Source organism: Kitasatospora sp. NPDC048365, from assembly GCF_043200835.1.
Taxonomy (GTDB): Bacteria; Actinomycetota; Actinomycetes; order Streptomycetales; family Streptomycetaceae; genus Kitasatospora; species Kitasatospora terrestris.
Genome location: NZ_JBICYJ010000009.1, coordinates 228,596 through 251,705, shown reverse-complemented (window position 1 = coordinate 251,705; position 23,110 = coordinate 228,596). Strand labels below are relative to the sequence as shown.

21 protein-coding genes, 2 pseudogenes and 1 riboswitch are annotated in these 23,110 nt (G+C 74.4%); of the genes and pseudogenes, 9 read left to right on the top strand and 14 right to left on the bottom strand.

Going from position 1 to position 23,110, the window contains the following annotated elements; all coding sequences use genetic code 11:
• A pseudogene (locus tag ACGFX4_RS12300) lies at positions 1-84 on the top strand (transposase); the annotation flags it as partial.
• 49 nt (positions 85-133) lie between these two features.
• Here the strand turns inward: ACGFX4_RS12300 and ACGFX4_RS12295 are convergent.
• Positions 134-684: pseudogene (locus tag ACGFX4_RS12295) on the bottom strand (sugar nucleotide-binding protein).
• 59 nt (positions 685-743) lie between these two features.
• Positions 744-1,457: an alpha/beta hydrolase gene (locus tag ACGFX4_RS12290; RefSeq protein WP_393072367.1), complete on the bottom strand. Its 714-nt coding sequence runs from the start codon at positions 1,455-1,457 to the stop codon at positions 744-746.
• A 215-nt stretch (positions 1,458-1,672) separates the two neighbouring features.
• On the opposite strand from ACGFX4_RS12290, the gene ACGFX4_RS12285 reads away from it, so the two are divergent.
• Entirely contained in the window at positions 1,673-2,524 is an 852-nt protein-coding gene (locus tag ACGFX4_RS12285) for an S-methyl-5'-thioadenosine phosphorylase (protein WP_393072365.1), read from the top strand.
• A 55-nt stretch (positions 2,525-2,579) separates the two neighbouring features.
• Here ACGFX4_RS12285 and ACGFX4_RS12280 read toward each other — a convergent pair whose 3' ends face one another.
• Entirely contained in the window at positions 2,580-2,867 is a 288-nt protein-coding gene (locus tag ACGFX4_RS12280) for a DUF3040 domain-containing protein (protein WP_393072363.1), read from the bottom strand.
• Between the two features lie 226 nt (positions 2,868-3,093).
• On the opposite strand from ACGFX4_RS12280, the gene ACGFX4_RS12275 reads away from it, so the two are divergent.
• The 4 genes from ACGFX4_RS12275 (at position 3,094) to ACGFX4_RS12260 (ending at position 8,988) form a co-directional block, all read left to right on the top strand.
• Positions 3,094-3,639: a nuclear transport factor 2 family protein gene (locus tag ACGFX4_RS12275; RefSeq protein WP_393072361.1), complete on the top strand. Its 546-nt coding sequence runs from the start codon at positions 3,094-3,096 to the stop codon at positions 3,637-3,639.
• Positions 3,636-4,571 carry an EamA family transporter gene (locus ACGFX4_RS12270; RefSeq protein ID WP_393072383.1) on the top strand — a complete coding sequence of 312 codons (936 nt, stop codon included), beginning with the start codon at positions 3,636-3,638 and terminating at the stop codon, positions 4,569-4,571. Before ACGFX4_RS12275 ends, ACGFX4_RS12270 begins: the two co-directional genes overlap by 4 nt.
• 29 nt (positions 4,572-4,600) lie before the next feature.
• The gene (locus ACGFX4_RS12265; RefSeq protein ID WP_393072359.1) at positions 4,601-8,440 is read left to right on the top strand and encodes an amino acid adenylation domain-containing protein; all 3,840 of its coding nucleotides are present in this window, start codon (positions 4,601-4,603) and stop codon (positions 8,438-8,440) included.
• 101 nt (positions 8,441-8,541) lie between these two features.
• Positions 8,542-8,988 (top strand): luciferase family protein, encoded by a 447-nt coding sequence (locus ACGFX4_RS12260; protein ID WP_393072357.1) that lies wholly within the window; start codon positions 8,542-8,544, stop codon positions 8,986-8,988.
• Here ACGFX4_RS12260 and ACGFX4_RS12255 read toward each other — a convergent pair.
• Entirely contained in the window at positions 8,964-10,304 is a 1,341-nt protein-coding gene (locus ACGFX4_RS12255; protein ID WP_393072355.1) for a PQQ-binding-like beta-propeller repeat protein, read from the bottom strand. The genes ACGFX4_RS12260 and ACGFX4_RS12255 overlap by 25 nt on opposite strands.
• Before the next feature lie 92 nt (positions 10,305-10,396).
• Here ACGFX4_RS12255 and ACGFX4_RS12250 point away from each other — a divergent pair, with 92 nt between their 5' ends.
• A complete protein-coding gene (locus tag ACGFX4_RS12250) occupies positions 10,397-11,347 on the top strand; it encodes a serine/threonine dehydratase (RefSeq protein ID WP_393072353.1) in 951 nt (316 codons plus the stop codon).
• 125 nt (positions 11,348-11,472) lie between these two features.
• Positions 11,473-11,934 (top strand): VOC family protein, encoded by a 462-nt coding sequence (locus ACGFX4_RS12245; protein WP_393072351.1) that lies wholly within the window; start codon positions 11,473-11,475, stop codon positions 11,932-11,934.
• Here ACGFX4_RS12245 and ACGFX4_RS12240 read toward each other — a convergent pair.
• Positions 11,931-12,125, bottom strand: coding sequence for a hypothetical protein (locus tag ACGFX4_RS12240; protein ID WP_393072349.1), 195 nt, complete (start codon positions 12,123-12,125; stop codon positions 11,931-11,933). The genes ACGFX4_RS12245 and ACGFX4_RS12240 overlap by 4 nt on opposite strands.
• 32 nt (positions 12,126-12,157) lie before the next feature.
• Between ACGFX4_RS12240 and ligD the strand changes: the two genes are divergently transcribed.
• Complete coding sequence (gene ligD, locus ACGFX4_RS12235) at positions 12,158-13,051, top strand: non-homologous end-joining DNA ligase (RefSeq protein WP_393072348.1); 894 nt, start codon at positions 12,158-12,160, stop codon at positions 13,049-13,051.
• 3 nt (positions 13,052-13,054) lie between these two features.
• Here ligD and ACGFX4_RS12230 read toward each other — a convergent pair whose 3' ends face one another.
• The 9 genes from ACGFX4_RS12230 to ACGFX4_RS12190 form a co-directional block, all read right to left on the bottom strand.
• Entirely contained in the window at positions 13,055-14,644 is a 1,590-nt protein-coding gene (locus ACGFX4_RS12230) for an alpha/beta fold hydrolase (RefSeq protein ID WP_393072346.1), read from the bottom strand.
• A complete protein-coding gene (locus ACGFX4_RS12225; RefSeq protein ID WP_393072344.1) occupies positions 14,641-15,996 on the bottom strand; it encodes an alpha/beta fold hydrolase in 1,356 nt (451 codons plus the stop codon). The genes ACGFX4_RS12230 and ACGFX4_RS12225 overlap by 4 nt, the downstream gene beginning before the upstream one ends.
• A gap of 470 nt (positions 15,997-16,466) precedes the next feature.
• Positions 16,467-17,306: a GNAT family N-acetyltransferase gene (locus tag ACGFX4_RS12220; RefSeq protein WP_393072342.1), complete on the bottom strand. Its 840-nt coding sequence runs from the start codon at positions 17,304-17,306 to the stop codon at positions 16,467-16,469.
• Between the two features lie 57 nt (positions 17,307-17,363).
• Positions 17,364-17,666 (bottom strand): hypothetical protein, encoded by a 303-nt coding sequence (locus ACGFX4_RS12215; protein ID WP_345701183.1) that lies wholly within the window; start codon positions 17,664-17,666, stop codon positions 17,364-17,366.
• A gap of 6 nt (positions 17,667-17,672) precedes the next feature.
• On the bottom strand, positions 17,673-18,596 hold the full coding sequence (locus ACGFX4_RS12210) for a RimK family alpha-L-glutamate ligase (RefSeq protein ID WP_393072340.1): 924 nt from the start codon (positions 18,594-18,596) through the stop codon (positions 17,673-17,675).
• Complete coding sequence (locus ACGFX4_RS12205; RefSeq protein ID WP_393072338.1) at positions 18,597-19,400, bottom strand: hypothetical protein; 804 nt, start codon at positions 19,398-19,400, stop codon at positions 18,597-18,599. It lies immediately after the preceding gene.
• Positions 19,397-21,271 (bottom strand): M6 family metalloprotease domain-containing protein, encoded by a 1,875-nt coding sequence (locus ACGFX4_RS12200; protein ID WP_393072336.1) that lies wholly within the window; start codon positions 21,269-21,271, stop codon positions 19,397-19,399. Before ACGFX4_RS12200 ends, ACGFX4_RS12205 begins: the two co-directional genes overlap by 4 nt.
• A gap of 160 nt (positions 21,272-21,431) precedes the next feature.
• Positions 21,432-22,034 (bottom strand): GNAT family N-acetyltransferase, encoded by a 603-nt coding sequence (locus tag ACGFX4_RS12195; protein WP_393072334.1) that lies wholly within the window; start codon positions 22,032-22,034, stop codon positions 21,432-21,434.
• 66 nt (positions 22,035-22,100) lie between these two features.
• The gene (locus tag ACGFX4_RS12190; RefSeq protein ID WP_393072381.1) at positions 22,101-22,952 is read right to left on the bottom strand and encodes a bifunctional 5,10-methylenetetrahydrofolate dehydrogenase/5,10-methenyltetrahydrofolate cyclohydrolase; all 852 of its coding nucleotides are present in this window, start codon (positions 22,950-22,952) and stop codon (positions 22,101-22,103) included.
• A gap of 50 nt (positions 22,953-23,002) precedes the next feature.
• A riboswitch (ZMP/ZTP riboswitch) is annotated at positions 23,003-23,091 on the bottom strand.
• Positions 23,092-23,110 lie beyond the last annotated feature (19 nt).

Genomic DNA, 23,110 nt, shown 5'->3' with positions numbered 1-23,110 from the left:
ATCCGCCGCTACATCACCTGGCGGAACAAGCACGCCGCCGACGAACGCCTGCGCGAGGTCGTCACCAGGGCAAACGTTGCCTGATGCGGCACTAGCTCCGTTCACGGCAGCCCGGGGCGCGGTGCGTCGCGGTTCACGCCGGCTCGGCGAGGAACTCGCGCGCGCCGCGCAGCCTGGTGCGGAGTCGGTGCTGGGTGGCGCGACTGTCGAGGCGGACGTCGAGCGGACCCGGGAGCGGGGTGTCCGCCCGCAGGCCAGTCGGGACGCGACGCGGGTCGAGCCTGTCTCCGCGGCCGCCTTCGCCGCGCCGTACGGGGTGAGCGGGTCCGGGAGGCTGGACTCGTCGTAGTGCACGCGGGCACCGGAGAACACCGCGTCGCTGGACACGTGCACCAGTCGGACGCGGTGCCGTTCCGCAGCCAGCGCCAGCCGGACCGGGCCCTCCGCCGTGACGGCCCAGTCGGATCCGCCGCTCGTCGCGTTGACGATCACCTGCGGCTTCACCTCGGCCATGAGCGCCTCGAAGCCGGCGGCCTCCCGCAGGTCGAGCATGCGCCACAGGGCCGCAGGAGCGTCGCCGGGCGCGGTGGCGAACGTCGCGACCACCTCGCGCCCGGCCGACACCGCCTGGCGGACCAACTCGGCGCCCAGGAACCCGCTGCCTCCGACGATCAACACGGTCATGCCTCGGACCGTAGAGGTTCGGCCCGCACACCTCCGCCCGAACTGCCGAAGTCCGGCGCCTAGTGGAGCGGGAGGGCGAGGCCGGTGGCGGCCGGGGCGGGGGTGGCGAGGGCGCCGGCGATGTCGGCGGGGAGGGGGGTGAGGCCGAGGAGGGCGCCGGTGAGGTCGGCGGTGGTGCGGTGCCAGTCGGCGGCGCGGCGCATCAGGGTGTGACCGCTGCCGACCACGCGGTAGCCGGCGACGTGGGCGCCCTCGGTGCGGGCGCGGGCGGCGAACAGGTCGGTGTCGGCGGGGGAGGTGACCTTGTCGCGGTCGCCGTGCAGCATCAGGACCCGGCGGCCCGCCAGGTGCTCCACCGGTTCGTCGCGCGGGCACCACGGCGCGAGTGCGACGACGCCGGTGACGCAGGGGTGGCCGCCGGCCCGCAGTGCGGCGCGTCCGCCCATGGAGTGGCCGATCAGGACGGTGGGTACGGGGCCGAGCTCCTCGGCGAGGTCGCCGAGTGCGGCGAGCGCGTCACGGGCGGCGTCGGCGCGGTCGCCGTTCCAGCCCTTGCAGCGGTAGCGCACCACGCCGACGGCGATGCCCGCGTCGGCGGTGACCCGTTCCACGGACCGGGCGAAGCCGACCATCCGCAGGCCGGGAAGGTTGAGGAGCCCGGGGGCGTGCTCGCCGTACTCCTGGCCGCCGTGCAGCACCAGTACCGCCGCCCGGGGCGACGCCGGCCGGGTCCGCCACTGCAGTGCCCGGTGCGCTCCCGCTCTCGCGTTCATCCCTCTGTCACTCCCGTCCGCCGAGGTTGTCACTGTACGCGGAGCGCCCGTGCCCCGTGGCCCCGGAGTCGAACCGGGACGCGCACCGCACCTTCCCGCGCGCCACCCGCCGCCCCGCGGGCGCCCCCGTGCTGCCGGACGCGCCGCGGGCTGCCGCGGGGGCGGTGCGGACCGTAGGGTGGGGACGAGGACCGCCGGACCCTGGGGAGCGCGCCATGACCGATCGCACCGCCGCCGCCCACCCGGCCGCCGAGCTCGGGGTGATCGGGGGTTCGGGGCTGTACGCGCTGCTGGACGACGTCACCGAGGTGTCGGTGCAGACGCCGTACGGGCAGCCGAGCGACTCGGTGTTCCTGGGGGAGGTGGCGGGGCGCCGGGTGGCGTTCCTGCCGCGGCACGGGCGGGGGCACAGCCTGCCGCCGCACCGGATCAACTACCGGGCGAACCTGTGGGCGCTGCGTTCGCTGGGCGTGCACCAGGTGCTGGGGCCGTGCGCGGTGGGCGGTCTGCGGCGGGAGTTCGGTCCGGGCACGCTGGTGGTGCCGGACCAGCTGGTGGACCGGACGGCGGCCCGGGTGCAGACGTTCTACGACGGTCTGCCGCTGCCGGACGGTTCGCTGCCGGAGGTGGTGCACGTCTCGGTGGCGGACCCGTACTGCCCGGAGGGCCGCGCGGCCGCTCTCGCCGCGGCCCGGGACCACGCCTGGGAGCCGGTGGACGGCGGCACGCTGGTGGTGATCGAGGGGCCGCGGTTCTCGACCCGCGCGGAGTCCCGCTGGTTCACCGCGAACGGCTGGTCGGTGGTCGGCATGACGGGCCACCCGGAGGCGGTGCTGGCCCGTGAACTGGCGATCTGCTACACGTCGTTGGCGCTGGTCACCGACCTGGACGCGGGGGTGGGGACGGGCGAGGGGGTGACCCACGCGGAGGTGCTGAAGGAGTTCGCCCGCAACGTGGACCGGCTGCGCACGGTGCTGTTCAAGGCCCTGGAGTCGCTGCCCGCCACCCGGGACTGCATCTGCTCGCACGCCCTGGACGGGGTCGACACCGGCCTGCCGCCCGCCTGACCGGAACAACGGACCGGAGCAGGCCGGACCGGAGTTGACCCGTGCGGCGCCGCGCTCAGCGGTGCCGGAGCAGGATGACCAGCCCGCCGGCCCAGAAGCCGATCACCGAGCCGATCAGCAGCGGTCGGGCCAGTACCACGCCGGCGGCCAGCATCACCCCGGAGACGGCGACCAGGACGCCCAGCCCGCCGAGGACGAGCTGTGCCGTGAGCCGGGGCCGGCGCGGCCGGTAGAGCCGCATGGTGCGCAGCTCCCGGTCGAGCAGTCGGGAGTCGCTGCGCAGCCTGGCCTCGATCTGGGCGAGGATGCGCCGTTCGCGTCCGGACAGTACGGGTTCGTCCACCGGCCCCACCTCCGCACGACGCGTTCGCGATGACGTACACCTCTGCTGCCCGGTGCGGAAGGTTCCGACACCGCGAAACCGGCCGACGGACCGTCGGGAACGCGCGTCGACACTGTTCGATGTCGGGCTTCTCCGTTCGAACAGCGCTGACATAGCCTGCCTGCGGCGTGATTTGACTACCAGTCAATCCACCAGTCACGCGCTCCCTGTCAGGAGGAACACCACCATGTCCGCTCTGCCCGACCGCCGTTCCGTGCTGCGCGCGGGGCTGGCCACCGCCGGCACCGCCGCGCTCGCGACCGCCGCCACCACCGCCGCGGCCGGCCCGGCCGAGGCCCGCCCGTTCACGCTGCGCCCGCAGGACGTGTCCCGCTGGATGACGGCCTACCTGAAGGCGTGGCAGACCAAGGACGCGGACGGGGTCGTCCAGCTCTTCACCCGGGACGCGATCTACCAGGCCGTCCCCGGCCTGCCGGACCAGATGTTCCACGGCCGCCAGGAGATCCACGACTACTGGACCTCGGTCACCGCGCCGCAGGCCGGCATGACCTACCTCCAGGGCACCCCGCTGGTCAACGGCAACCAGGCCGACCTGGAGATCTGGGTGTACTTCCAGCAGCCGTCCGAGACCGACGGCACCCTGCAGTGGGTCACCCTGATCGAGACCAACGTGCTGACCTTCGTCTCCCCGGCGCTGGTCTCCCGCAACATCGAGTACAACCGGATCCTGGACGGCCGGGTCGACCCGCCGGCCGGCTGGGGCCGGCGCTGAACGCAGCCCCGGCCGGACGGTCGGGACCGGCCGGCGGCCGACTGGCCGCCGACTCGGCCCTGACCGTCCTCGCGCCGGCGATCTGGGGAACCACCTACCTGGTCACCACCGAGTGGCTGCCGCCCGACCGGCCGCTGCTGGCCTCCACCGTCCGGGCGCTGCCGGCCGGCCTGGTGCTGCTGGCGATCGGCCGGACGCTGCCGCGCGGCGCGTGGTGGTGGCGGGCCGCCGTCCTCGGCGTGCTCAACATCGGCGCGTTCTTCTACCTGCTGTTCGTCGCCGCCTACCACCTGCCCGGCGGGGTGGCGGCGCTGGTGGTGGCCGCGCAGCCGATGATGGTGCTGGTCCTCGGCGCGCTGCTGCTGCGCGAGCGGATCCGGCCGCTCCAGGTGGTGTCCTGCCTTCTGGGCGTCGCCGGGGTGGCCCTGCTGGTGCTCAAGCCGCAGGCCGGGATGGACGCGATCGGGGTGGTCGCGGGCCTGGCCGGCGCGGTCTGCATGGCCAGCGGCATCGTGCTCACCAAACGCTGGGGCCGGCCCGAGGGGGTCGGCGTCCTCACCTTCACCGGCTGGCAGTTGACGGTCGGCGGGCTGGTGCTCGTCCCGGCGACGCTGCTCGCCGAGGGGCTGCCCGGCACGGTCACCGCCGGCAACCTCGGCGGGTTCGCCTACCTCAGCCTGATCGGCGCGCTGTTCGCGTACGCGATCTGGTTCCGCGGCATCGCCCGGCTGCCCGCGCTCGCCGTCTCGATGCTCGGCTTCGGCAGCCCGCTGTCCGCCACGGTGCTCGGCTACCTGGTCCTCGACCAGACCCTCACCCCGCTCCAACTCGCGGGCGCCGCCGCCGTGGTGACCGCGGTCGTGCTCGCCCAGCTGCGCCCCCGCAGTACCGCCCCGGCCCCGGCCGAGGCACCCCTTGTCAAAGCCTTATGACCCATCAACGGCGTGAAGAGGAGTAGGCGTTGGACACCACCCGGTACAAGTCCCGACTTCAGGACAGCCGTCTGGGCAGATGCCTGCCCGAGTTGCTGCGGGACCAGGCCGAGACCCGGCCGGACGCCGTCGCGGTCAGCTTCGAGGACCAGGACCTCACCTTCCGGGACCTGGAGCAGACGGCCGGCCGGCTCGCCTGCTACCTGCACCGGCAGGGCGTCGGCAACGACGACTGCGTCGGCCTGTACGTCGAACCCTCGCTCGACCTGATGATCGGCGCCTGGGGCATCCTGCTGGCCGGCGCCGCCTACCTGCCGCTCTCCCCGGAGTACCCGGAGGACCGGCTGCGCTACATGCTGGAGGACAGCCGCACCCGGGTCGTGGTCACCCAGGACCACCTGGTCGCCAAGCTCGCCGAACTCGCCCCGGCCGGCACCCGGGTGATCACCCTCGCCGACGCCCAGACCTGCGAGGACGGCGGCTGCTCCGACGTCGAGCGGATCTCCGTCCCGCCGGACGCGCTCGCCTACGTGATCTACACCTCGGGCTCCACCGGCCGCCCCAAGGGCGTGATGATCGAGCACCGCAGCATCATGTCGCAGATGCGCTGGCTCGCCGACTGCGGCCACCTCGGCCCCGAGACCGCGATCCTGCAGAAGACCCCGATGAGCTTCGACGCGGCGCAGTGGGAGATCCTCGCGCCCGCGCTCGGCGGCCGCGTGGTGATGGGCACCCCCGGCATCTTCCGCGACCCCGAGGCGCTGATCTCCACCATCATGAAGCACGAGGTGACCACGCTGCAGTGCGTGCCCACCCTGCTGCAGGCGCTGATCGACACCGAGGATTTCCACCTCTGCCTGTCGCTGCGCCGGGTCTTCTCCGGCGGCGAGGCGCTCTCCCGCAGCCTCGCCCGCGCCCTGGCGGACGAGCTGCCGTGGGTCTCGCTGGTCAACCTGTACGGCCCCACCGAGTGCACCATCAACGCCACCGCGCACCTGGTCGACCCGGACGAGATCGCCGAGGGCCCCGGCACCATCCCGATCGGCGTGCCCGTCGACAACACCCAGTGCTACATCCTGGACGAGAACCGGGCCCCGGTCGGCATCGGCGAGACCGGTGAACTGTACATCGGCGGCGTCCAGTTGGCCCGCGGCTACCTGCACCGCGAGGAGCAGACCGCGGAGCGCTTCGTGCCCTCGCCGTTCATCCCCACCGAGCGGCTGTACAAGACCGGCGACCTCGCGCAGTGGAACCCGGACGGCACCATCCAGTTCTTCGGCCGGGTCGACAACCAGATCAAGCTGCGCGGCTACCGGGTCGAGCTGGACGAGATCGCCCTCGCCATCGAGGAGCACACCTGGGTCAAGCGGGCCGCCGCGATCGTCACCGACGACCCGCGCACCGGCTTCCAGAACCTGGTCGCCTGCATCGAGCTCAACCCCAAGGAAGCCGCCCTGATGGACCAGGGCGTGGCCGGCTCCCACCACCAGTCCAAGAGCAGCAAGCTCCAGGTGAAGGCGCAGCTGTCCGACCCGGGCCTGCGCGAGCCGGAGGAGCTGGCCGGTCGGCCCACCCTGGTGCTGCCGGGCAAGGAGGAGAGCGAGCGGCAGCGCCGCGAGACCTTCGCCCGCAAGACCTACCGCTTCTACGACGGCGGCAAGGTCAGCCGGGACGACCTGCTCGAACTGCTCGCCCCCAGCCAGGTGAACACCTTCTCCCGCCCGCTGGACGAGCTCTCCTTCGAGGAACTCGGCGAGCTGCTGCGCTGGTTCGGCCAGTACCGCAGCGAGGAGCGGCTGCTGCCGAAGTACTCCTACGCCTCGCCCGGCGCGCTCTACGCCACCCAGCTCTACCTGGAGACCGGCGGCCTGCCCGGGCTGGACGCCGGCATCTACTACTACCACCCGCTCGACCACTCGCTGGTGCGGGTCGGCGGTGCCACCGGCGGCGCCGGCAAGTACCTGGAGCTGCACTTCCTCGGCAAGAAGCGGGCCATCGAGCCGGTCTACAAGAACAACATCCAGGAAGTGCTGGAGTTCGAGACCGGCCACATGCTGGGCGTCTTCGAGGAGATCCTGCCCGAGTACGGCCTGACCGTCCGGCCGTCCTCGTACCACCCGGCGGTCAAGGCCAGCCTGGACGTCGCCGACGAGGACTACTACCTCGGCACCTTCGAGGTCTGCGCCAACGACGGCAAGCGCCGCCCCGACCCGACCGAGCTCTACGTGCAGGCCCACCCGGGCCGGGTGGACGGCCTCTCGGCCGGCCAGTACCGCTACCTGGACGGCGAGTTGCAGCCGATCTCGCCCGAGCTGGTCCAGCCCCGGCACGTGATCGCGATCAACCAGCAGGTCTACGACCGGGCCAGCTTCGGGATCAGCGCGGTCAGCCGCGCCGACCAGGACTGGCTGCACTACATCGCGCTCGGCACCAAGCTGCACCACCTGCAGCGCAACGGCCTGTCGCTGGGCTTCATGTCCTCCGGCTACAGCTCCAAGACCGGCAACCCGCTGCCCGCCGCGCGCCGGATCGACGACATCCTCACCTCGCGCTCCATCGCCACCGGCCCCTCGTACTTCTTCCTCGGCGGCAAGGTGACCGAGGAGCAGATCCTCAGCGAGGGCATGTACGAGGACACCGTGCACATGCGCGGCCCGGCCGAGATGGTCCGTGACGAGCTCTCCCACCTGCTGCCCGACTACATGCTGCCCAACCGGGTGCTGGTGCTCGACTCGCTGCCGCTGACCGCCAACGGCAAGGTCGACGGCAAGGCGCTGGCCGCCTCCGAGGAGGTCAGGAACGCCAACGCGGGCACCGAGTACGTCCCGCCGGCCACCGAGACCGAGCGCTGGCTGGCCGAACTGTGGGGCCAGGCCCTCAAGTACGAGAACGTGTCGATGGAGGACGAGTTCTTCTCCTCCGGCGGCAACTCGCTGATCGCGGTCTCGCTGGTCAACCGGATCAACAAGGCCAAGGGCACCAAGCTGCCGCTCCAGGTGGTCTTCGAGGCGCCCAAGCTCGCCGACCTGGTGGCGCGGATCGAGAACGACGGCGCCGAGCCGGTCTCCCGGCTGGTGCTGCTGCACAACGGCGGCGCCGACCGCCCGGTGTACTGCTGGCCCGGCCTCGGCGGCTACCCGATGAACCTGCGGCTGCTCGGCCAGGAGTCCGGCGTCGCCCGCCCGTTCTACGGCGTCCAGGCCTACGGCATCAACGAGTCGGAGATCCCCTACCCGACCATCAAGGAGATGGCCGCCGCCGACGTCGCCGAGCTGCGGCGCACCCAGCCGGAGGGCCCGTACACGCTGTGGGGCTACTCCTTCGGCGCCCGGGTGGCCTTCGAGGCGGCCTGGCAGCTGGAGCAGGCCGGCGAGCTGGTCGACGACCTGCTGCTGATCTGCCCCGGCAACCCGAAGGTCCGGCAGGCCGACGGCGAGCAGTGGGGACGCGAGTCCTCGTACCGCAACCCGGCGTACGTCACCATCCTGTTCTCGGTGTTCGCCGGCGGCATCAGCGGCCCGGACCTGCAGCGCTGCCTGGAGGTCGCCAAGGACGAGGACAGCTTCGTCGCCTTCGTGCACGGCCTGCTGCCCGCCCTCGGCGAGCCGGTGATCCGCCGGATCACCCGGATCGTCCAGGAGACCTACGAGTTCGAGTACAGCTTCCGCGAGCTCGCCGAGCGGCAGCTGAGTGCCCCGGTGACCATCCTGAAGGCCACCGGCGACGACTACTCCTTCATCGAGGGCAGCTCCGGCTACTCCGCCGTCCCGCCGACCGTGGTGACCCTGGAGGGCGACCACTACAGCGTGCTGCGCGAGGCCGGCATCACCGAACTGGTGACCGCCATCCGTGACCGCGACCGCGGATAGCGGACGGCGGGTTAGGGTTCCGGGGCGGCCTGTCCATTCAACAGGCCGCCCCAGAGCCGTGTCTGATCGACCGTCATCGAGCTCCACCGAAGGGACCGCCCATGCTCGACCTGCCCAGCCGCCCCGGACCGGCACCCGAGGTCTACGGCCCCGCGCCGCACGCCCAGCGCTCCCAGATTTCCCCCGTGATGCTCCAGGAGGAGCTGTGGGAGCGGATGCGGGCCCTGCCGTTCACCTACATGGCCCCGACCCTGGTCTCGGTGTCGCACGCCCGCTCGCTGTTCATCCCCGAGGGCATCGGCGCCGGCCCGGTCGCCGCCTTCCAGCGCGGCCGCGAGTGGGCGCACATCCACCCGCACCACGACGGCAGCCTGCACCTCACCCTGCCCGACCCGCTCAAGGACGAGGTGGAGAAGGCCGGTTGGGGCGTGCGCCACCCCGAGCAGGACACCATCCTGGTCTACGGCCCGCGCGAGCGCGGCGAGCTGGAAGTGGTCTGGGCGCTCGTCCAGCTCTCCTACGCCTACGCGGTCGGCGAACTCGGCTGATCGCAGACCTGCGGCTCGGCGCCGAGACCCGTCTCGGCGTCGAGCACCCGCAGGTGGTCGTGCGCGCCGCAGTCGTCGAAGACCAGGACGCGGTCGCCGCCCAGCGGCACCGGCAGCCCCGGGTGCGCCGGGCGCCGCCAGCGGACCCGGTTGTCCCGGACGGATATCAACCCCTGCCCGTCCAACCGGTGCAGCACCGCGAACAGATGGCGCGGGCCGGGCGTGAGCTCGACGAACGAGCCCCGGCGCTCGCGGCGCGGCACCCCCCGCGGCCAGCGCAGCCCGGTCAGCAGACGCGGCCCGAGGCCGCCGACCCGGGCCGAGACGATGCGCTTGCCGCGCGCCCGCCGGTAGTCCGGATCCCCCAGGTCCACCTTCGCCACCGCGTACAGCCGGTCCGTGACCTCCGCCACCGCGTCGTCCTCGTACCAGTACAGCTCCTGCAGCGGCGCGTAGAAGGTCTGCTTGCGTAGCGAGTCCAGCGGCCCGAGACGGCGCACCCGCAGACGCCCGAAGCCGACCCACGCGTCCGGACCGGTCAGCCGCTTGCCGTTCCACCTTGCGCCGTAGCGGCTCGCCCCGCTCAGCCGCCGGGACACCAGGTCGGCGCCGGTCACCGGATCGATCCGGGTGACCACGCCCGAGCGCGGTGACACGGCGAGCAGCACCGTCTTGCGGATGCCCGCCCCGCGGACCGCCGCGAGCCCGCCGCGGGCCTGCTCGCCCGTGCGCCGCCACAGCCGGGTGCCGGTCCGGGCGTCGAGCGCGGCGAGGGTCACGGTGTTGCCGGTACGGGCGAACACCCGCCCGTGCGCCACCAGCACGTCGTCGATCAGGTCGTGCTCGTGCCGCCACAGGACCCGGCCGTCCGCGAGGTCCACCGCCTCGATGTACCGCGGCCCGTCGACCTCCTTGTCGCGCTGCCAGCGGACCAGCGTCTGTCCGTCCGCCTGGTAGCCGGACAGCGGCACCGTGTCGCTGCGCCAGGCGAGCCCGCCGTCCGCGCGCCGCAGGCAGACCAGCGCCACCGGCTGCGCGCTGTACCGCGCCGTCGTCCCACTGGGCACCAGCACGTAGTCCCCGGCCACGGTCAGCGGCGTCGAGCGCGGGTACTCGATCTCCCCGACCCAGTCCGGACTGCGCCACACCTGCCGGCCGTCCGCCGCGGCGAGGCAGGTCAGGTGACCGTCCACCAGGAGCAGCACCTCCTCGCCGTCCACCAGCGGCACGCCCAGCAGATGACGGCGCGTCGAGACGCTCCACAGCGCGGCGGCCGCATCGCGGGTGACGGTCAGTGGGACGGCGTCGTTGGGCACAGGGCTTCCTCCGGTCGAGTGCACACAGAATGATCTCCCGCGAACCGCCCCGCCGTACAGTGGCCCCGGAACCCGGCGAGTGCGGAGGCGGCGTGGACGAGCTCGACTACCCGGACGTGCGGCAGGCGGCCGAGCGGATCGCCGGACGGGTCCGGCCGGTCGCCGTGGTGCCCGCCGGATTCGCGGTCGGCAGCGGGCGGCTGCACCTCGCGCTCGAATACCTCCAGCACACCGGCAGTTTCAAGGCCCGCGGTGCGCAGAACTTCCTCACCGCTCACCGCGAGGCCGGCACCCTGCCCGACGCCGGCGTCACCATCGCCTCCGGCGGCAACGCGGGCCTGGCCTGCGCCTGGGCCGCCCAGGAGCAGGGCGTCCGCGCCACTGTCTTCCTGCCCGCCAACGCCCCCGAGGTCAAGATCGCCAAGCTGCGCGGGTACGGCGCCGAGGTGGTGCTGGCGGGGCGTGAGTACGCGGACGCGCTGGCCGCCTGCGAGGAGTTCGCCCACGCCTCCGGCGCGCTCGCCTCGCACGCCTACGACCACCCGCTGATCGCCGCGGGCGCGGGCACCCTGGTCGACGAGATCCGCGCCACCGTCCCGGAGGTGGAGACGGTGGTGGTCTCGGTCGGCGGCGGCGGACTCTTCGCCGGGGTCGCCACCGCCGCCCGGTACCACGGCGTACGCACCGTCGCGGTCGAGCCGGAGAACTGCCGGGCACTCAACGCCGCACTGGAGGCGGGCAAGCCCGTCGACGTCCCGGTCGACTCCGTCGCCGCCGACGCACTCGGCGCCCGCCGGGCCACCGCCCTCGCCGTGGCCGCCGCCCGGCGCGCCGACGTCCGCTCCGTCCTCGTCCCGGACGAGGAGATCGTCCGCGCCCGCCGCCTGCTCTGGGACCAGCGCCGCTCCGCCGTCGAACACGCGGCCGCCGCCGCCCTCGCCGGCCTCCTCGCCCCCACCGGCTACCGCCCCGAACCCGGCGAGACCGTCGTCGTCGTCCTCTGCGGCGCCAACACCGACCCGGTGGACCTGCAGGCCACCTGATCCCCCGTCCGGCACCCCCGCCTGCGGCGTCCTTCGCCTCCGGCGGAGTGGCCCTCGTACGCTGCCGCACGGCCCGTTCGCGCGCGCCGGGCGGGGATGTCGGTGGGGGCTGCCATGCTCCCGCTATGGAGACGGAGATGGAGCTGCAGTTGGTGATCGACTGCGCCGACCCGGTGCGGTTGGTGCGGTTCTGGGTGGAGGCGCTCGGGTACGTGCCGGAGCCGGCGCCCGGCGGGCACGCCACCTGGCGGGAGTACTGGGCGGAGATGGGCGTTCCGGACGAGGAGCTGCCGCCGGGGGCGGGGGAGACACCGGAGTCGATCGTCGACCCGGCGGGGAAGGGGCCCCGGGTGTGGTTCCAGGCCGTTCCCGAGGCGAAGACGGTGAAGAACCGGCTGCACCTCGACCTCAAGGTGGGCGGCGGCCGCGGCGTCCCGCTGGAGGAGCGCACCCGCCGGGTCACCGCGAAGGTCGACCGCCTCACCGCAGCCGGCGCCACCGTGCTGCGGGTGATGGACGAGCCGGAGATGGCGTACTACGCCGTGGTCCTCCAGGACCCCGAGGGCAACGAGTTCTGCGTGGTCTAGGAGGCCTTGCGGGGGGCCGCCCGCTTCGCCGCGGTCTTCTTCGCCGGGGCCGCCTTCTTCGCGGGCGCGGCCGTCCTCCGCGTGCACCTGGTGGAGCGACGGACCGCTGTGCTCCTCGTGGCGGCGTACAGCTGGACCGGCACGCCGACCAGGTCGAACGTGATGACGCCTTTCCAGGTGACCTGTGGCATATCCCGTCCCTTTCGCGGGGATCCACCACGGTATGCCCGAGCGCCAGGTCACGGAAGTCGACGGCCGCCGGCTGGTCCTCTCGCACCTCGACAAGGTGCTGTGGCCCGCCACCGGATGGACGAAGGGCGAGGCCCTCTACTACTACGCCCAGGTCGCGCCGGCGATGCTCCCGCACCTGCGCGGGCGGCCGGCGACCTTCCTGCGCTTCCCGCAGGGCATCGGCGAGGAGGGCTTCTTCGCCAAGAACCCGCCGCCCGGCCTGCCCGCCTGGGTGCGCACGGTGACCGACCCGAGCCACGAGGGTCCCAAGGAGCGGGTCGCCGTCGACGACCTGGCCACCCTGATGACGGTCGCCAACGGGTACGCGCTGGAGCTGCACGTCCCGCAGTGGACGGCGGACAGCGGCCCGGACCACCACGACCGCCTGGTGGTCGACCTGGACCCCGGGCCGGGCACGGACCTCACCGACTGCTGCCGGGTGGCGATGCTGATCCGCGAGCTGCTGGCCGCCGACGGGCTGACCGCCCACCCGAAGACCTCGGGGGCGAAGGGGCTGCACCTGTACGCCGCGCTGCGACCGGCGCCCGCGCGGGAGGTCGGCGCGTACGCGAAGGCGCTCGCCGAGCGGCTGGCCCGGGAGCTGCCGGGGCTGGTGGTGGCGCGGATGACCAAGGCCCTGCGGCGGGAGCGGGTCCTCGTCGACTGGTCGCAGAACGCCACCGCCAAGACCACCGCCGCGCCCTACACCCTGCGCGCCACCGCCGTGCCGGGCGTCTCGGCCCCGCTCTCCTGGGCGGAGGTGGAGGGCTGCGAGTCGCCCGAGCAGCTGGCCTTCACGCCGGACCAGGTCCTGGAGCGCGTCGCCGACCGGGGCGACCTGCTCGCCGGCCTCCTCACGGACGCCGGCGAGCTGCCGCACAGCTGAGGCTTACGGCGCGATCTCGAAGGCGGGCGGCTCCAGGCAGGCCAGGCACGCGAGGTCCGGCGCGGTCGGGGTGTCGAAGAACGACCGGGTGACGGACTGCGCGCAGGGCGAGTCGGCGAAGACCACGTGCGCGACGTACGGGACGGTGACGACCGTCGACCGGCTCAGCGTGCGGGCGGCGTACGGGCCGCTGCTGGGCGCGGTCTGGGCGTCGAAGCCGCCCGACAGGACCAGGGTGGGGATGTCACTGACCGTCAGGTCGCGGACCGAGTCCGGCGCCGCGGGGACGTCCCAGGCCCGGCAGTCGTCGTGCAGCCAGGCGAGCCCGGGAGCCTGCGCCTGCACCGACTCGGGGAAGGAGGGGAACGCCTCCCGCCCGGCCCGGAGCACGTCCGCCTCGGTCTCGAACGGCGTCCACTCGCTGCAGAACACGCCGTAGGCGAGGCCGTGCGAGAGCCGCCCCATGGCCTGCGGGGCGAGTTTGCCGCCCGCCCACTGCTCGGCGATCCGCCGCGGGTCGCCGTGCGCCAGCTCGTCCAGCGAGCGGGGCACCCCGGCCGCCAGGTGGCTGGCGAAGGTCAGCCAGTTCACCAGGACCCCGCCGTCCAGTACGACCTCCACCGGGTCGGGGCGGTCCGGGACGGTGACCTCGGTGGTGACCGGGTGGGCCTCCAGCTCGACGACGAGCCGTTCGAAGGTGCCCTTCAGGTCCGGGTAGCGGCTGTCGCAGGCGGGCTGCGCCGCGCAGGCCGCGAAGATGCCGTCGAAGCCCTCGCGGGCGGCCTTCCAGGTGACCGCGCCGCCGGCCAGCGAGGGCGGCAGGACGCCGTCGATGCCGACCGAGCGCAGGCCCTCCGGGTGCAGGCGCTGGTAGAGCAGCGCCAGGTCGGTGCCGTACGAGATGCCGAAGACGTTCCACTCCCGGATGCCGAGCGCGCGGCGCAGGTCCGCGTAGTCGGCGGCGCTCTCGGTGCTGTTGTACGCGCCGAGGTCGGCGCCCAGGCCGGTCAGCCGGTCGCGGCAGGCGCGGGTGGCCTCGACGTGCAGGACGCCGGTGGACGGCGCGCCCCAGACGAGGTTCAGCGCGCGGGCGTTGAACGCGTCGATGTTCGGGCAGGTGAGCGCGGGGTCGGCCGAGTAGGTGCCGCGCTGGGACATGAAGATCAGGTCCCGGTCCCGGTTCAGGCCGCCGGCCAGGGCCATCCCGATCTCGGAGTTGGCGTCGTCGCCGGGGCCGCCGGCGAGCCACACGATCGGGTCGGGCGCGGGCCGGTGGGCCTCGGCGGGCACCACGGCGACCGCGAGGGCGATCGTCTGCCCGGTGGGCCGGGAGCGGTCCTCGGGCACGGTGAGGGTGCCGCAGCGGGCGTCGTCGAGCCCGGGGGTGGGGTCCGCGGTCCGCGGGCAGGGGCCCGGCTCGAAGCGGGCGTGGCCCCAGGCCCCGGCGACGGTGCCGAGCGGCCCCGGGGCGTCGCCCCGGGCGTGCGCGGGAAGGGCGGCGAGGCCGACCAGCAGGGCGCCGGTGGTGGCGCCGGCCAGCGCGGTCCGCAGCCGGCGGGCGGCGCGGCGGTGGTGGGGAGGGCGGACGGTCATCGGGTGGTCTCCGGCTCGGGGGTGATGGTGAACGGGGCGGGCGCGAGGTCGGCCACGCAGTGGGTGTCGGGTGCGGCCGGGTCGGCGAGGAAGGAGACGAGGACGTCCGCCGCGCAGCACGACTGGGGGACCACCCAGTGGCCGATCCCGGGGATCCGCACGACCGTCGAACGGGACAGCGTCCGGGCCGCGTACGCGCCCCAACTGGAGCCGGTCTTCGAGTCGAAGGTGCCGGACAGGACGAGCGCCGGCCGGTCACTGACGGCAGGCACCCGCTGGGCGGCGGTGCGGTCCGGCACGTTCCAGACCTCGCACACGTCGTACTGGAAGGGGAGCTGCGGCGCCTGGGCGAGGACGGTGTCCGGCCAGTCGGGGAAGGCCCGCCGCCCGGCCGCCAGCACCTCGTCCGCCGAGTGGCCCGGCACCCACTCCGCGCAGGCCACCGACTCCTTCAGGCCCTGGGCGAACTCGCCGACGACCGGGGTAGCACCGGCGGCGCGGGCCCGGGCGAAGCGCTCCGGGTTCCCGTGCGCCAGCTCGTCGATCGCCGCGGGGAGGTCGGCGAACGGGACGGCCTTGGCGACCAGCAGGTCCACCAGCGCGCCGCCGTCCAGGACGACCCGCACCGGGTCGCCCCCGGCGGGCGGCTGCGCCGTCAGCGTCAGCGGGTTCTCCTCCAGCCGCCGGACCTGCTCGCCCAGGATCCGCTCCAGGTGCGGGTAGCGGTCGGCGCAGGCCGGCTGGGCCTCGCAGGCCGCGAACACCGCGTCCAGCCCCTCGCGGGCGCTGTCCCAGGTCCACGGCAGGGTGATCACCTGCGGAGGGGCGACCGAGTCGATCGCTACCGAGCGGATCCCCTCGGGGTGCAGACGCAGGTAGGTGAGGGCCAGGTCGGTGCCGTAGGAGTAGCCGTAGACGTTCCACCGCGCGACGCCCAGGGCCTCGCGCAGGTCGGCGAAGTCGGCGGCGTTCTCGAAGGTGTTGTACGCGCCCAGCTCGACGCCGTCGGCCGCCAGACGGTCCCGGCACTCCTGCGTCGCCCGCACCAGCAGCCGGCCGGTCTCGGGCGTGCCGTAGCGCAGGCCGACGGCCGCCGCGTTGAACCGGTCGACCTCCGGACAGGCCAGGTTCGGCTCCGAGTGGAGCGTGCCGCGCTGCGCCATGACGATCAGCTCGCGGTCCCGGTTCACCCCGGAGGCGATCAGGAACGGAATGGACCCGAACGCGTCGCCGCCCGGGCCGCCCTCCATGAACACCACCGGGTCCGGCGCGGGCCGCTCCGATGCGGCCGGGACGATCGCGACGGCCAGCCGCAGGGTCCGCCCGCCGGGGTGCTCACGGCTCTCGGGCACCTTCAGGAACCCGCACCGCCCCGGCACCGGCTCCGGTGTCGGCGGGCAGGGGCCGGGCACGAACCGCGCCGGGTGCCCCGACCCGCCGCCGTACGCGGGCGGAGCCGCAGCCGAGGCCGGAGCCGGACCCGCCGCGCCCAGCAGCACCAGGGCGCCCGCGAGCACCGCCGCCCCGGCGGGCGCGCCCCGGGGGCGCCTGCGCGCGTACCGGTGCTGCACCCACCGTCGTACCGACCTGCCGGCCCCGCGAACGGGCGGCGGGCAACCCTGCTGACTGCCCTGCTCCACCATGTGGTTCCGTCTCTCTGACGCCCCGTCCGCCCCCGATCGGGGGACGCCGCGTGGAGGTGCCCGCCGCCTGGTGCGGGCGGGCCATGGCCAGCGTGCGGGGACGAAGGGACGGGCACCACCGGTGGACTCCAGTTGGAGCAGACCGGATCGGAACGGGCTCAGGAGCAGTGCGAGGGGGCTCAGGCGGGTTCGGCGATGAGGGCGGTGGCGATGCGGCGGAAGCCGGCGGAGGCGTAGACCCGGGCCACCGCCTCGTCGCTCGCGGTGAGGAAGACCGTGGTGGCGCCCTTGGCGCGGGCGTCCGCGGCCAGGCGGGCGGTCAGCGCGCGGCCGACCCCGCGGCGGCGGGCGACGGGCAGGGTGCCGATGCCGACGAGCTCGCTGACCTCGCCGACCCACTGGTGCTGGCCGGAGCCGAGCAGCGAGCCGTCCGCGGCCAGGGCCACCGCGACCGCGGACAGCCCGGCCTCGATCCGCCCGGTCAGCCGCTGCGCCGCGCCGTCGGCCTCCGCCGCCTCGACCGCCGCGGCGAGCTCGCTCGCGCCGGCCGACCCGATCGCCGTGCCGGGCTCGCCGAACGCGAGGTGCGCCACCGCCATCGAGGCGGCCAGCAGCGGGTCCCCACCGGGGAGCAGCCGGACCTCGACACCGTCCGGGCCCTCCTCGGCGGCCGGCACCGCGTCGGTGTCGAGGACCATCAGCGGGTGCTCGTTCACCGTGAGGCCGCTCTCCTCCACGGCGGCGCGCAGCGCGGGGGCGGTCTCGGCGGTCCACTCGAAGGCCTCGGGCGCGCCGAGCTCGCGCTGCCGGGCGCGGACCCGGTCGACGTCGGCGGCGGTGACGCCGGCGCTCGCGCCGAGCGCGGGCCGGGCGTAGTAGGGCCAGCCGGCGCCCTCGCGGACGAAGAGGCTGAGCGGGCCGAAGTCCTCGGCCCGGGCGCCGGAGCGCGGGACGGCGTCGTAGAAGCGCTCGATCCGTTCGAGCAGGGCGGCGTTCGGGGCGTCAGGGGAAATGATCACGGAGCATCCAAGCACCGCCGCCGCACGGCCGCATCCGGTTTTCCCGCTCCGGCCGCCTCAGCCGGCGTCGACGGTGAAGTCGCCCGGCCCGGGGTTGGGCTCGGCGAGGATGTCGCCGGTCGCCAGGCGGGCCCGGAGGGTGAGCCCGGAGCCGGGGTGCAGACCGCCGGTGAGGCGGCGCGGGATGCCGAGCTGCACCGTGCGGCCCACGTACTGGGAGAGCAGGTCGGCGCGCCCGGACACCGGCTCGGCCGACAGCACCTCGGCGGAGGCGAGGTCCCAGTCGCCCAGGCGCGGGTGCGGGCCGAGCGAGGCGACCCGCACGTGCAGGGTGGTGAGGTTCTCGACCGGCGCGACCACTGTGCTTCAGACCTCCGCCCGTACGGCCGGGCCCGTGCGGGCGGCGGCCAGCAGTTCGACCAGGGCCGCCGCGATCGGCAGCCCGGTGTGCGACTCGTAGTAACTGTAGGCGGGCATCGGGTTGACCTCGAAGCACACCCATCCGCCGTCCGGCCGCACCCGCAGGTCGATCCCGGCGAGCGGCAGCCCGAGCGCCGCCGCCAGTGCGACTGCCCGCCGCGCGACCTCGGCCGGCAGCTCGTACGGCGCCAGCTCGGCGCTCAGCCCGTCCCGCTGCGCGTAGCGGTAGTCGATGGCGGGGGAGTCCACCGAGGCGGCGAAGACCCGCTCGCCGACCACGTGGACCCGTACGTCCCGCCCCGGCACGTACGCCTGGAACTGGGTCGGCAGGGCCCGCAGCAGCGGCAGCCGCGCCTCGTCCGCGGGCTGCAACTCCCGGACGACGGACCGGATCCCGCTCACCGACTTGTACACCACCCGGCCGTGCTGCCGGCGGAACTCCAGCACCTCCTCCGGGTCGTCGCTGACCAGGGTGTCCGGGACGGCGAAGCCCGCCCGGGCGATCAGCTGCGCCTGGTACGGCTTGGAGGAGTTGGACTCCATCGCCCGCGGCCGGTTGACCACGAAGGCGTCGGCGCCGTCCAGCCAGTCGGTGAACCAGCGGTGGAAGGCGGCGGCCCGGGCCCGGGCCGCCGCGTCGTCCCGGGGGAGCGGCGGCTCCAGCGGACGCGCGTACACCGCGGTGATCCCCGCCAGCGGCAACTCCCGCCCCTCGGCGGCGAGTCGGGCGTCCAGGCCGGGGCCGCAGACCAGGTCGTAGCGGGCCAGGCGGGTCTGGTCGACCAGCAGGTGGTCGAGCCCGCCCGCGCGGGCGGCGGTGACCGCGCGGGCGAGCGGCTCGTCGTCGGGGCAGCCGTAGAAGAGCAGCACTCAGACCTCGCCCGCGAGTTCGGCCAGCGCCCGGACGACGGCGGCGCGCTGCGCCGGCAGGTCCAGCGGCGGGCAGGTGTCGACGTCCGTCAACCGGCCCTCAGCGAACCGGAGTTCGAGCAGACCGGTGCCGAGCGCGGCGCCCAGCTCGCGGGCCTGCGGGCCGTACCGGGCGGCGAGCGGCCCGACCAGGCCGTCGCCGCAGAGCAGCAGCCGGCCGTCCGGATCGGGTCGCAGCGCGGGCAGCAGGTCGGCCGGCACGGGCGCCGAGGCGCCGCCCGGCCAGGCCAGGTGCGGCAGCACGCGCTCGGCGGGACCGGGCCGGCCGAGCAGCCCCGCCCGGGTCGCGCCGCCGCGCCGCGCCACCGGCAGCCCGCGGCGGGCCGCGTGGGCGAGCGCGGCCTCCGGCGAGACCGGGCCCTGGACGGTGCCGTACGCGCTGACCGTGCCGAGCACCCGCCCGCCGAGCGAGAGCAGCCAACTCGCCAGCAGGGCGAGGATCTCGGTGCGCGCGTAGTCCCGGTCCTTGGCGCCGGCCCGGGCCAGGCCCGGGACCGGCAGGTGGGTGAGGCGGTGCAGGACGGCGCCGGGCTCGGCGGAGTCCAGGACCGTCCCGTCGGGCAGCGAGATCCGGGTGCGGGCCCGGCCGTCCGGGCCGACCCGGTGGCTCCACCGTGCCCGGGCGAGCCGGGCCGGGGTGAGCCGGTGCACGCGGTCGCCGCCCAGGCGGGCCGCGAGCGCGCCGGCGACCGCCTCGGCACCCGCGTCCCCGGGCCCGGCCAGGACGGCGACCGCGCCGGTCACTGCGGCGGCAGGGTGTCGAAGGCGCGCTTGGCGTGGGCGTCGCCCTCCGCCATCGCCCGGCGGAGCTCGGCCGTGCCGTCGTCGTACGCCGGGCCGCCGGCCAGGTCCGGGCGGAGCGAGGAGCCGATGAACGGCTCACCGCCGCCCGTGCCGCCGTCGCCGGCCTCGCCGCCGGTGTCGCCGCCATCCGGGCCGTACTGGCCGGCCAGCACCTCCTCGACCGCCTCCAGCCGGGCCTGCAGCTCGGCCAGGGCGGCGGCCACCGAGTCCTCGCCGGCCGCGCGGACCGGCGGCCGGCCGGGCCGGTCGAAGGGCTTGGTCTCGGTGCGGTCCTTGATGTCCTTGCGCTCCTTGAACGGCTCCTTCAGCTCCTTGTGGAGCTCCTTCCGCACCTCCTTGAGGTCCTTCAGGCCGTCCTTGCGCTCCTTGGTGGTGTCCTTCAGCTCCTTGCCGCCGTCCTTGAACTCCTTCGCCAGCGGCTTGCCGCAGGAGACCGAGACGGTTGCCGTCATGGTCAGGCCCGGCGCGGAGATCGCGGAGAGCGACACGCAGGTGTCGGCGCCCGCGTAGGACTTGGTGCTCGGCGTGGTGGAGCCGCTGATCGCGGTGTTGCCGGCGCTGCCCGGGTACGGGTCGCCGCCGTCGCCGCGGTTGCCGGCGAGCTCCAGGTCGCGCCGGGCGTCCGCCTGCAGCAGACCCACCTTGTAGTGGTTCTCGTCGCTGTTGGTCGGCTTGGCGTCGTCGATGTGCCAGATCAGCAGGCCCGAGCCGGGCAGCGACTGGTCGTAGCCGGTCTGCTGCCGGTTCTCCACCAGGAAGTACTCGCTGCCCCCGCCGCCGTCCTTCCACAGCCGGTGCACCGTGTGGCTGGACTTCACGTCCTCGAACGACACCGTCCCGCCGCTGGTCACCGCGGTCGCCGAGGCCCAGCCCTGGTTCACCTTGCACCACGCGGACGGGTGCACCGGGATGTCACCGCCCCCGCCCCACGAACCGGCGCCCATCAGGCACCAGTTGCCGACGCCCTCCGAGGTGCCGTCGATGTCGTACAGGTCGGGGAAGCCGAAGAGCAGGTGCCCCAGCTCGTGCGCGCAGACGCCGATCTTGGCGTCCTCCGGGATGGTCAGGTAGGCGAAGATCTTGGTGCCGTCCGCGTTCAGCTCCGCCGGCAGCGTCCACTTGTGCGACCAGATGTCGCCCGAGTTGCCGCTCGCCTCGCCGCCCGACCCGGCGTGCACCACGATGAACGCGTCCACGTAGCCGTTGCCGTCGTTGTCGTACGGGCCGAAGTCCACCGCCGGGTCCGCCGCCTGCGCGGCGTCCCGGGCCATCACGTTGGCCCGCGCCTCGCCGGTCGGCCGGCCGATGCCGAAGTTGCCGTTGGCGTACCAGGCGAGGGTCTGCGGCAGCCGCAGCGGGCCGACCACCTCGCCGACGATGTCCACCAGGCCGTGCGTCACCTCGCGGTAGTACTCCCGGACGCTGCCGTGCGGCAGCGCCCCGAGCGAGAAGAACAGCTCCTCGAAGTGCTCCCGGGTCGCCGTCATCGCCTTGTCCGAGAAGTCCGCCAGCACCACGACCACCCGCACCGTGCCGCGCAGCGGAGCCCGCTCCGCCGCGGCGGCCTGGATGGTCGCGTACGGCGTGCCCAGCGGGAACTCGTCCGGCGGGAAGATCGTGCCGTCGTCGAAGCCGAGCTGCCGCGGACCGCGCGACACCCCCAGCTGCGACGCCAGTTCGTCGGCGCCCGACCGGGCCCGCTCCAGCTGCTCCTGAAGTTTCTGCCGCAGCTCCGGGCTGGGCGCCACCGCGCAGAAGTCCGACCAGACGGCGCGGGTGGTGGTGTGGTGCTGCGAGACCTGTTCGGGCATGGCGACTCCCTCGGACAGCGTTCGGCGACGACCCCGCTAACAGATCGTAGTGACGTCGTGCCTGTGCGTCGACAGGCGCGCCGGGCGCTCGTGCGTGCTCGATCCTTGGTGATCTTCCTCTGTGCGCACGGCACTTGGCGGAGCCGCCGCCCGCCGCCGATCAGCCCGTCGCGGGACGCTCGGCCGGGTGATCGGCCGGGTGATCGGCCGGGTGATCGGCCGGGTGATCGGCCGGGTGCCCGGTCGGGTGCTCGGCCGGGTGCCCGGTCGGGTGCTCGGTGGCATCGAGGGGGCGGCGGAAGCAGCGGGCGGGCTTCTCGCCGATCACCGTCTCGCCGGTCGCGGTGAAGCCCGTGCGGTGCAGGACGGCGAGCGAGGCCGGGTTGTCGAGCGAGGCCATCGCGGTGAGCTCGGTCAGGCCGTACGGCCCGGCGGCCAGCGCGCAGACCGCGCGGACCGCCGCCGTGGCCACGCCCCGGCCGGCCGCGGACTCGCCGACCCGGTAGCCGAGTTCCGCCGAGCCGTGCTCGACGTCCACCAGGTTCACCCGGCCCAGCAGCACGCCCTGCCCGTCCAGGACGAGGTGGAAGTGGCAGATCCCGGCGTCCTGCTCGGCGAGCAGCATCAGGTGCCGGGCCGCGAACTCCGCGAAGTACGCGTCGCCGCGGTCCGGCACGCTCCGCGCGAAGAACTCCCGGTTCTCCCGCTCGAAACGGAGCACCGCGTCGGCGTGGTCCGCCCGCAACCGCTCAAGCCTGATCACGGCCCCACCCTACTCACCGCCCCGCCCGCCCACTGCCCCGCGCACCCACCGCCCCGCGCGGGCCGCTCAGAGGCCGAGGGTCGCCGGGTCCTCGCCGAGCTGCGCGGCCGCGGCCAGGACCGTCTGCTCCAGCAGCACCGCGATGGTCATCGGCCCGACCCCGCCCGGCACCGGCGTGATCAGCGACGCGCGGGCCGAGGCGCCGGCGAAGTCCACGTCGCCGACGTTGCCCGGGTTGTAGCCCGCGTCCACCACCACTGCGCCCGGCTTGATCCACTCGCCGCGGATCAACTCGGGCCGCCCGACCGCCGCCACCACGATGTCCGCCTCGGCGACCCGGGCCGGCAGGTCGACCGTCCGCGAGTGGCAGTACGTCACGGTGGCGTCGCGGGCGAGCAGCAGCATCCCGGCGGGCCGGCCGAGGATCGCCGAGCGGCCGACCACCACGGCGTGCCGCCCCGCCGGGTCGACGCCGTACGCGTCGAGCAGGCGCATGATGCCGCCCGGTGTGCAGGAGACGAACCCGGGCAGGCCGAAGCCCATCGCGGCGAAGGAGTGCATGGTCACGCCGTCGACGTCCTTGCCGGGCGCAATCGCCTCGAACGCGGCGCGCTCGTCGATGTGCGCGCCCACCGGGTGCTGCAGCAGGATGCCGTGCACCCCCGGATCGGCCGACAGGCCGGACACCACCTCCACCAGCCGGTCGGTGCTGATGTCGGCCGGAAGGACGACCTGCCGGGAGCGGATCCCGTTGAGCTCGCAGCGGCGGGCCTTCATCCGTACGTAGGTGACCGACGCCGGGTCCTCGCCCACCAGCACGGTGGCCAGGCACGGGGCCGTCCCGGTGCGGCGGGTCAGTTCGGCGGCGCCGGCGGCCGTACGGGCCGTCAGCTCGGCGGCGCGCGCGGTGCCGTCCATCAGGCGGGCGGTGGTGGGGTGCGTGGACACGGGCGGACTCCCTGGTCGACGTGGATCGCCCAGGCGCGCGGCAACGGCGTGGCTCCGCCGGGCCGCTCCCCGGTGGTGGCCCACCTCAGCGCCAGTCACGGCCCGTGCCCACCTTACCCAACGCTCAC

What these genes read in the sequence shown, in the direction of transcription:
- ACGFX4_RS12290 (WP_393072367.1), bottom strand. Translation starts at nt 1,457, where the DNA reads ATGAACGCGAGAGCGGGAGCGCACCGGGCACTGCAGTGGCGGACCCGG.
- ACGFX4_RS12285 (WP_393072365.1), top strand. Translation starts at nt 1,673, where the DNA reads ATGACCGATCGCACCGCCGCCGCCCACCCGGCCGCCGAGCTCGGGGTG.
- ACGFX4_RS12275 (WP_393072361.1), top strand. Translation starts at nt 3,094, where the DNA reads ATGTCCGCTCTGCCCGACCGCCGTTCCGTGCTGCGCGCGGGGCTGGCC.
- ACGFX4_RS12260 (WP_393072357.1), top strand. Translation starts at nt 8,542, where the DNA reads ATGCTCGACCTGCCCAGCCGCCCCGGACCGGCACCCGAGGTCTACGGC.
- ACGFX4_RS12245 (WP_393072351.1), top strand. Translation starts at nt 11,473, where the DNA reads ATGGAGACGGAGATGGAGCTGCAGTTGGTGATCGACTGCGCCGACCCG.
- ACGFX4_RS12240 (WP_393072349.1), bottom strand. Translation starts at nt 12,125, where the DNA reads ATGCCACAGGTCACCTGGAAAGGCGTCATCACGTTCGACCTGGTCGGC.
- ligD (WP_393072348.1), top strand. Translation starts at nt 12,158, where the DNA reads ATGCCCGAGCGCCAGGTCACGGAAGTCGACGGCCGCCGGCTGGTCCTC.
- ACGFX4_RS12230 (WP_393072346.1), bottom strand. Translation starts at nt 14,644, where the DNA reads ATGACCGTCCGCCCTCCCCACCACCGCCGCGCCGCCCGCCGGCTGCGG.
- ACGFX4_RS12200 (WP_393072336.1), bottom strand. Translation starts at nt 21,271, where the DNA reads ATGCCCGAACAGGTCTCGCAGCACCACACCACCACCCGCGCCGTCTGG.
- ACGFX4_RS12190 (WP_393072381.1), bottom strand. Translation starts at nt 22,952, where the DNA reads ATGGACGGCACCGCGCGCGCCGCCGAGCTGACGGCCCGTACGGCCGCC.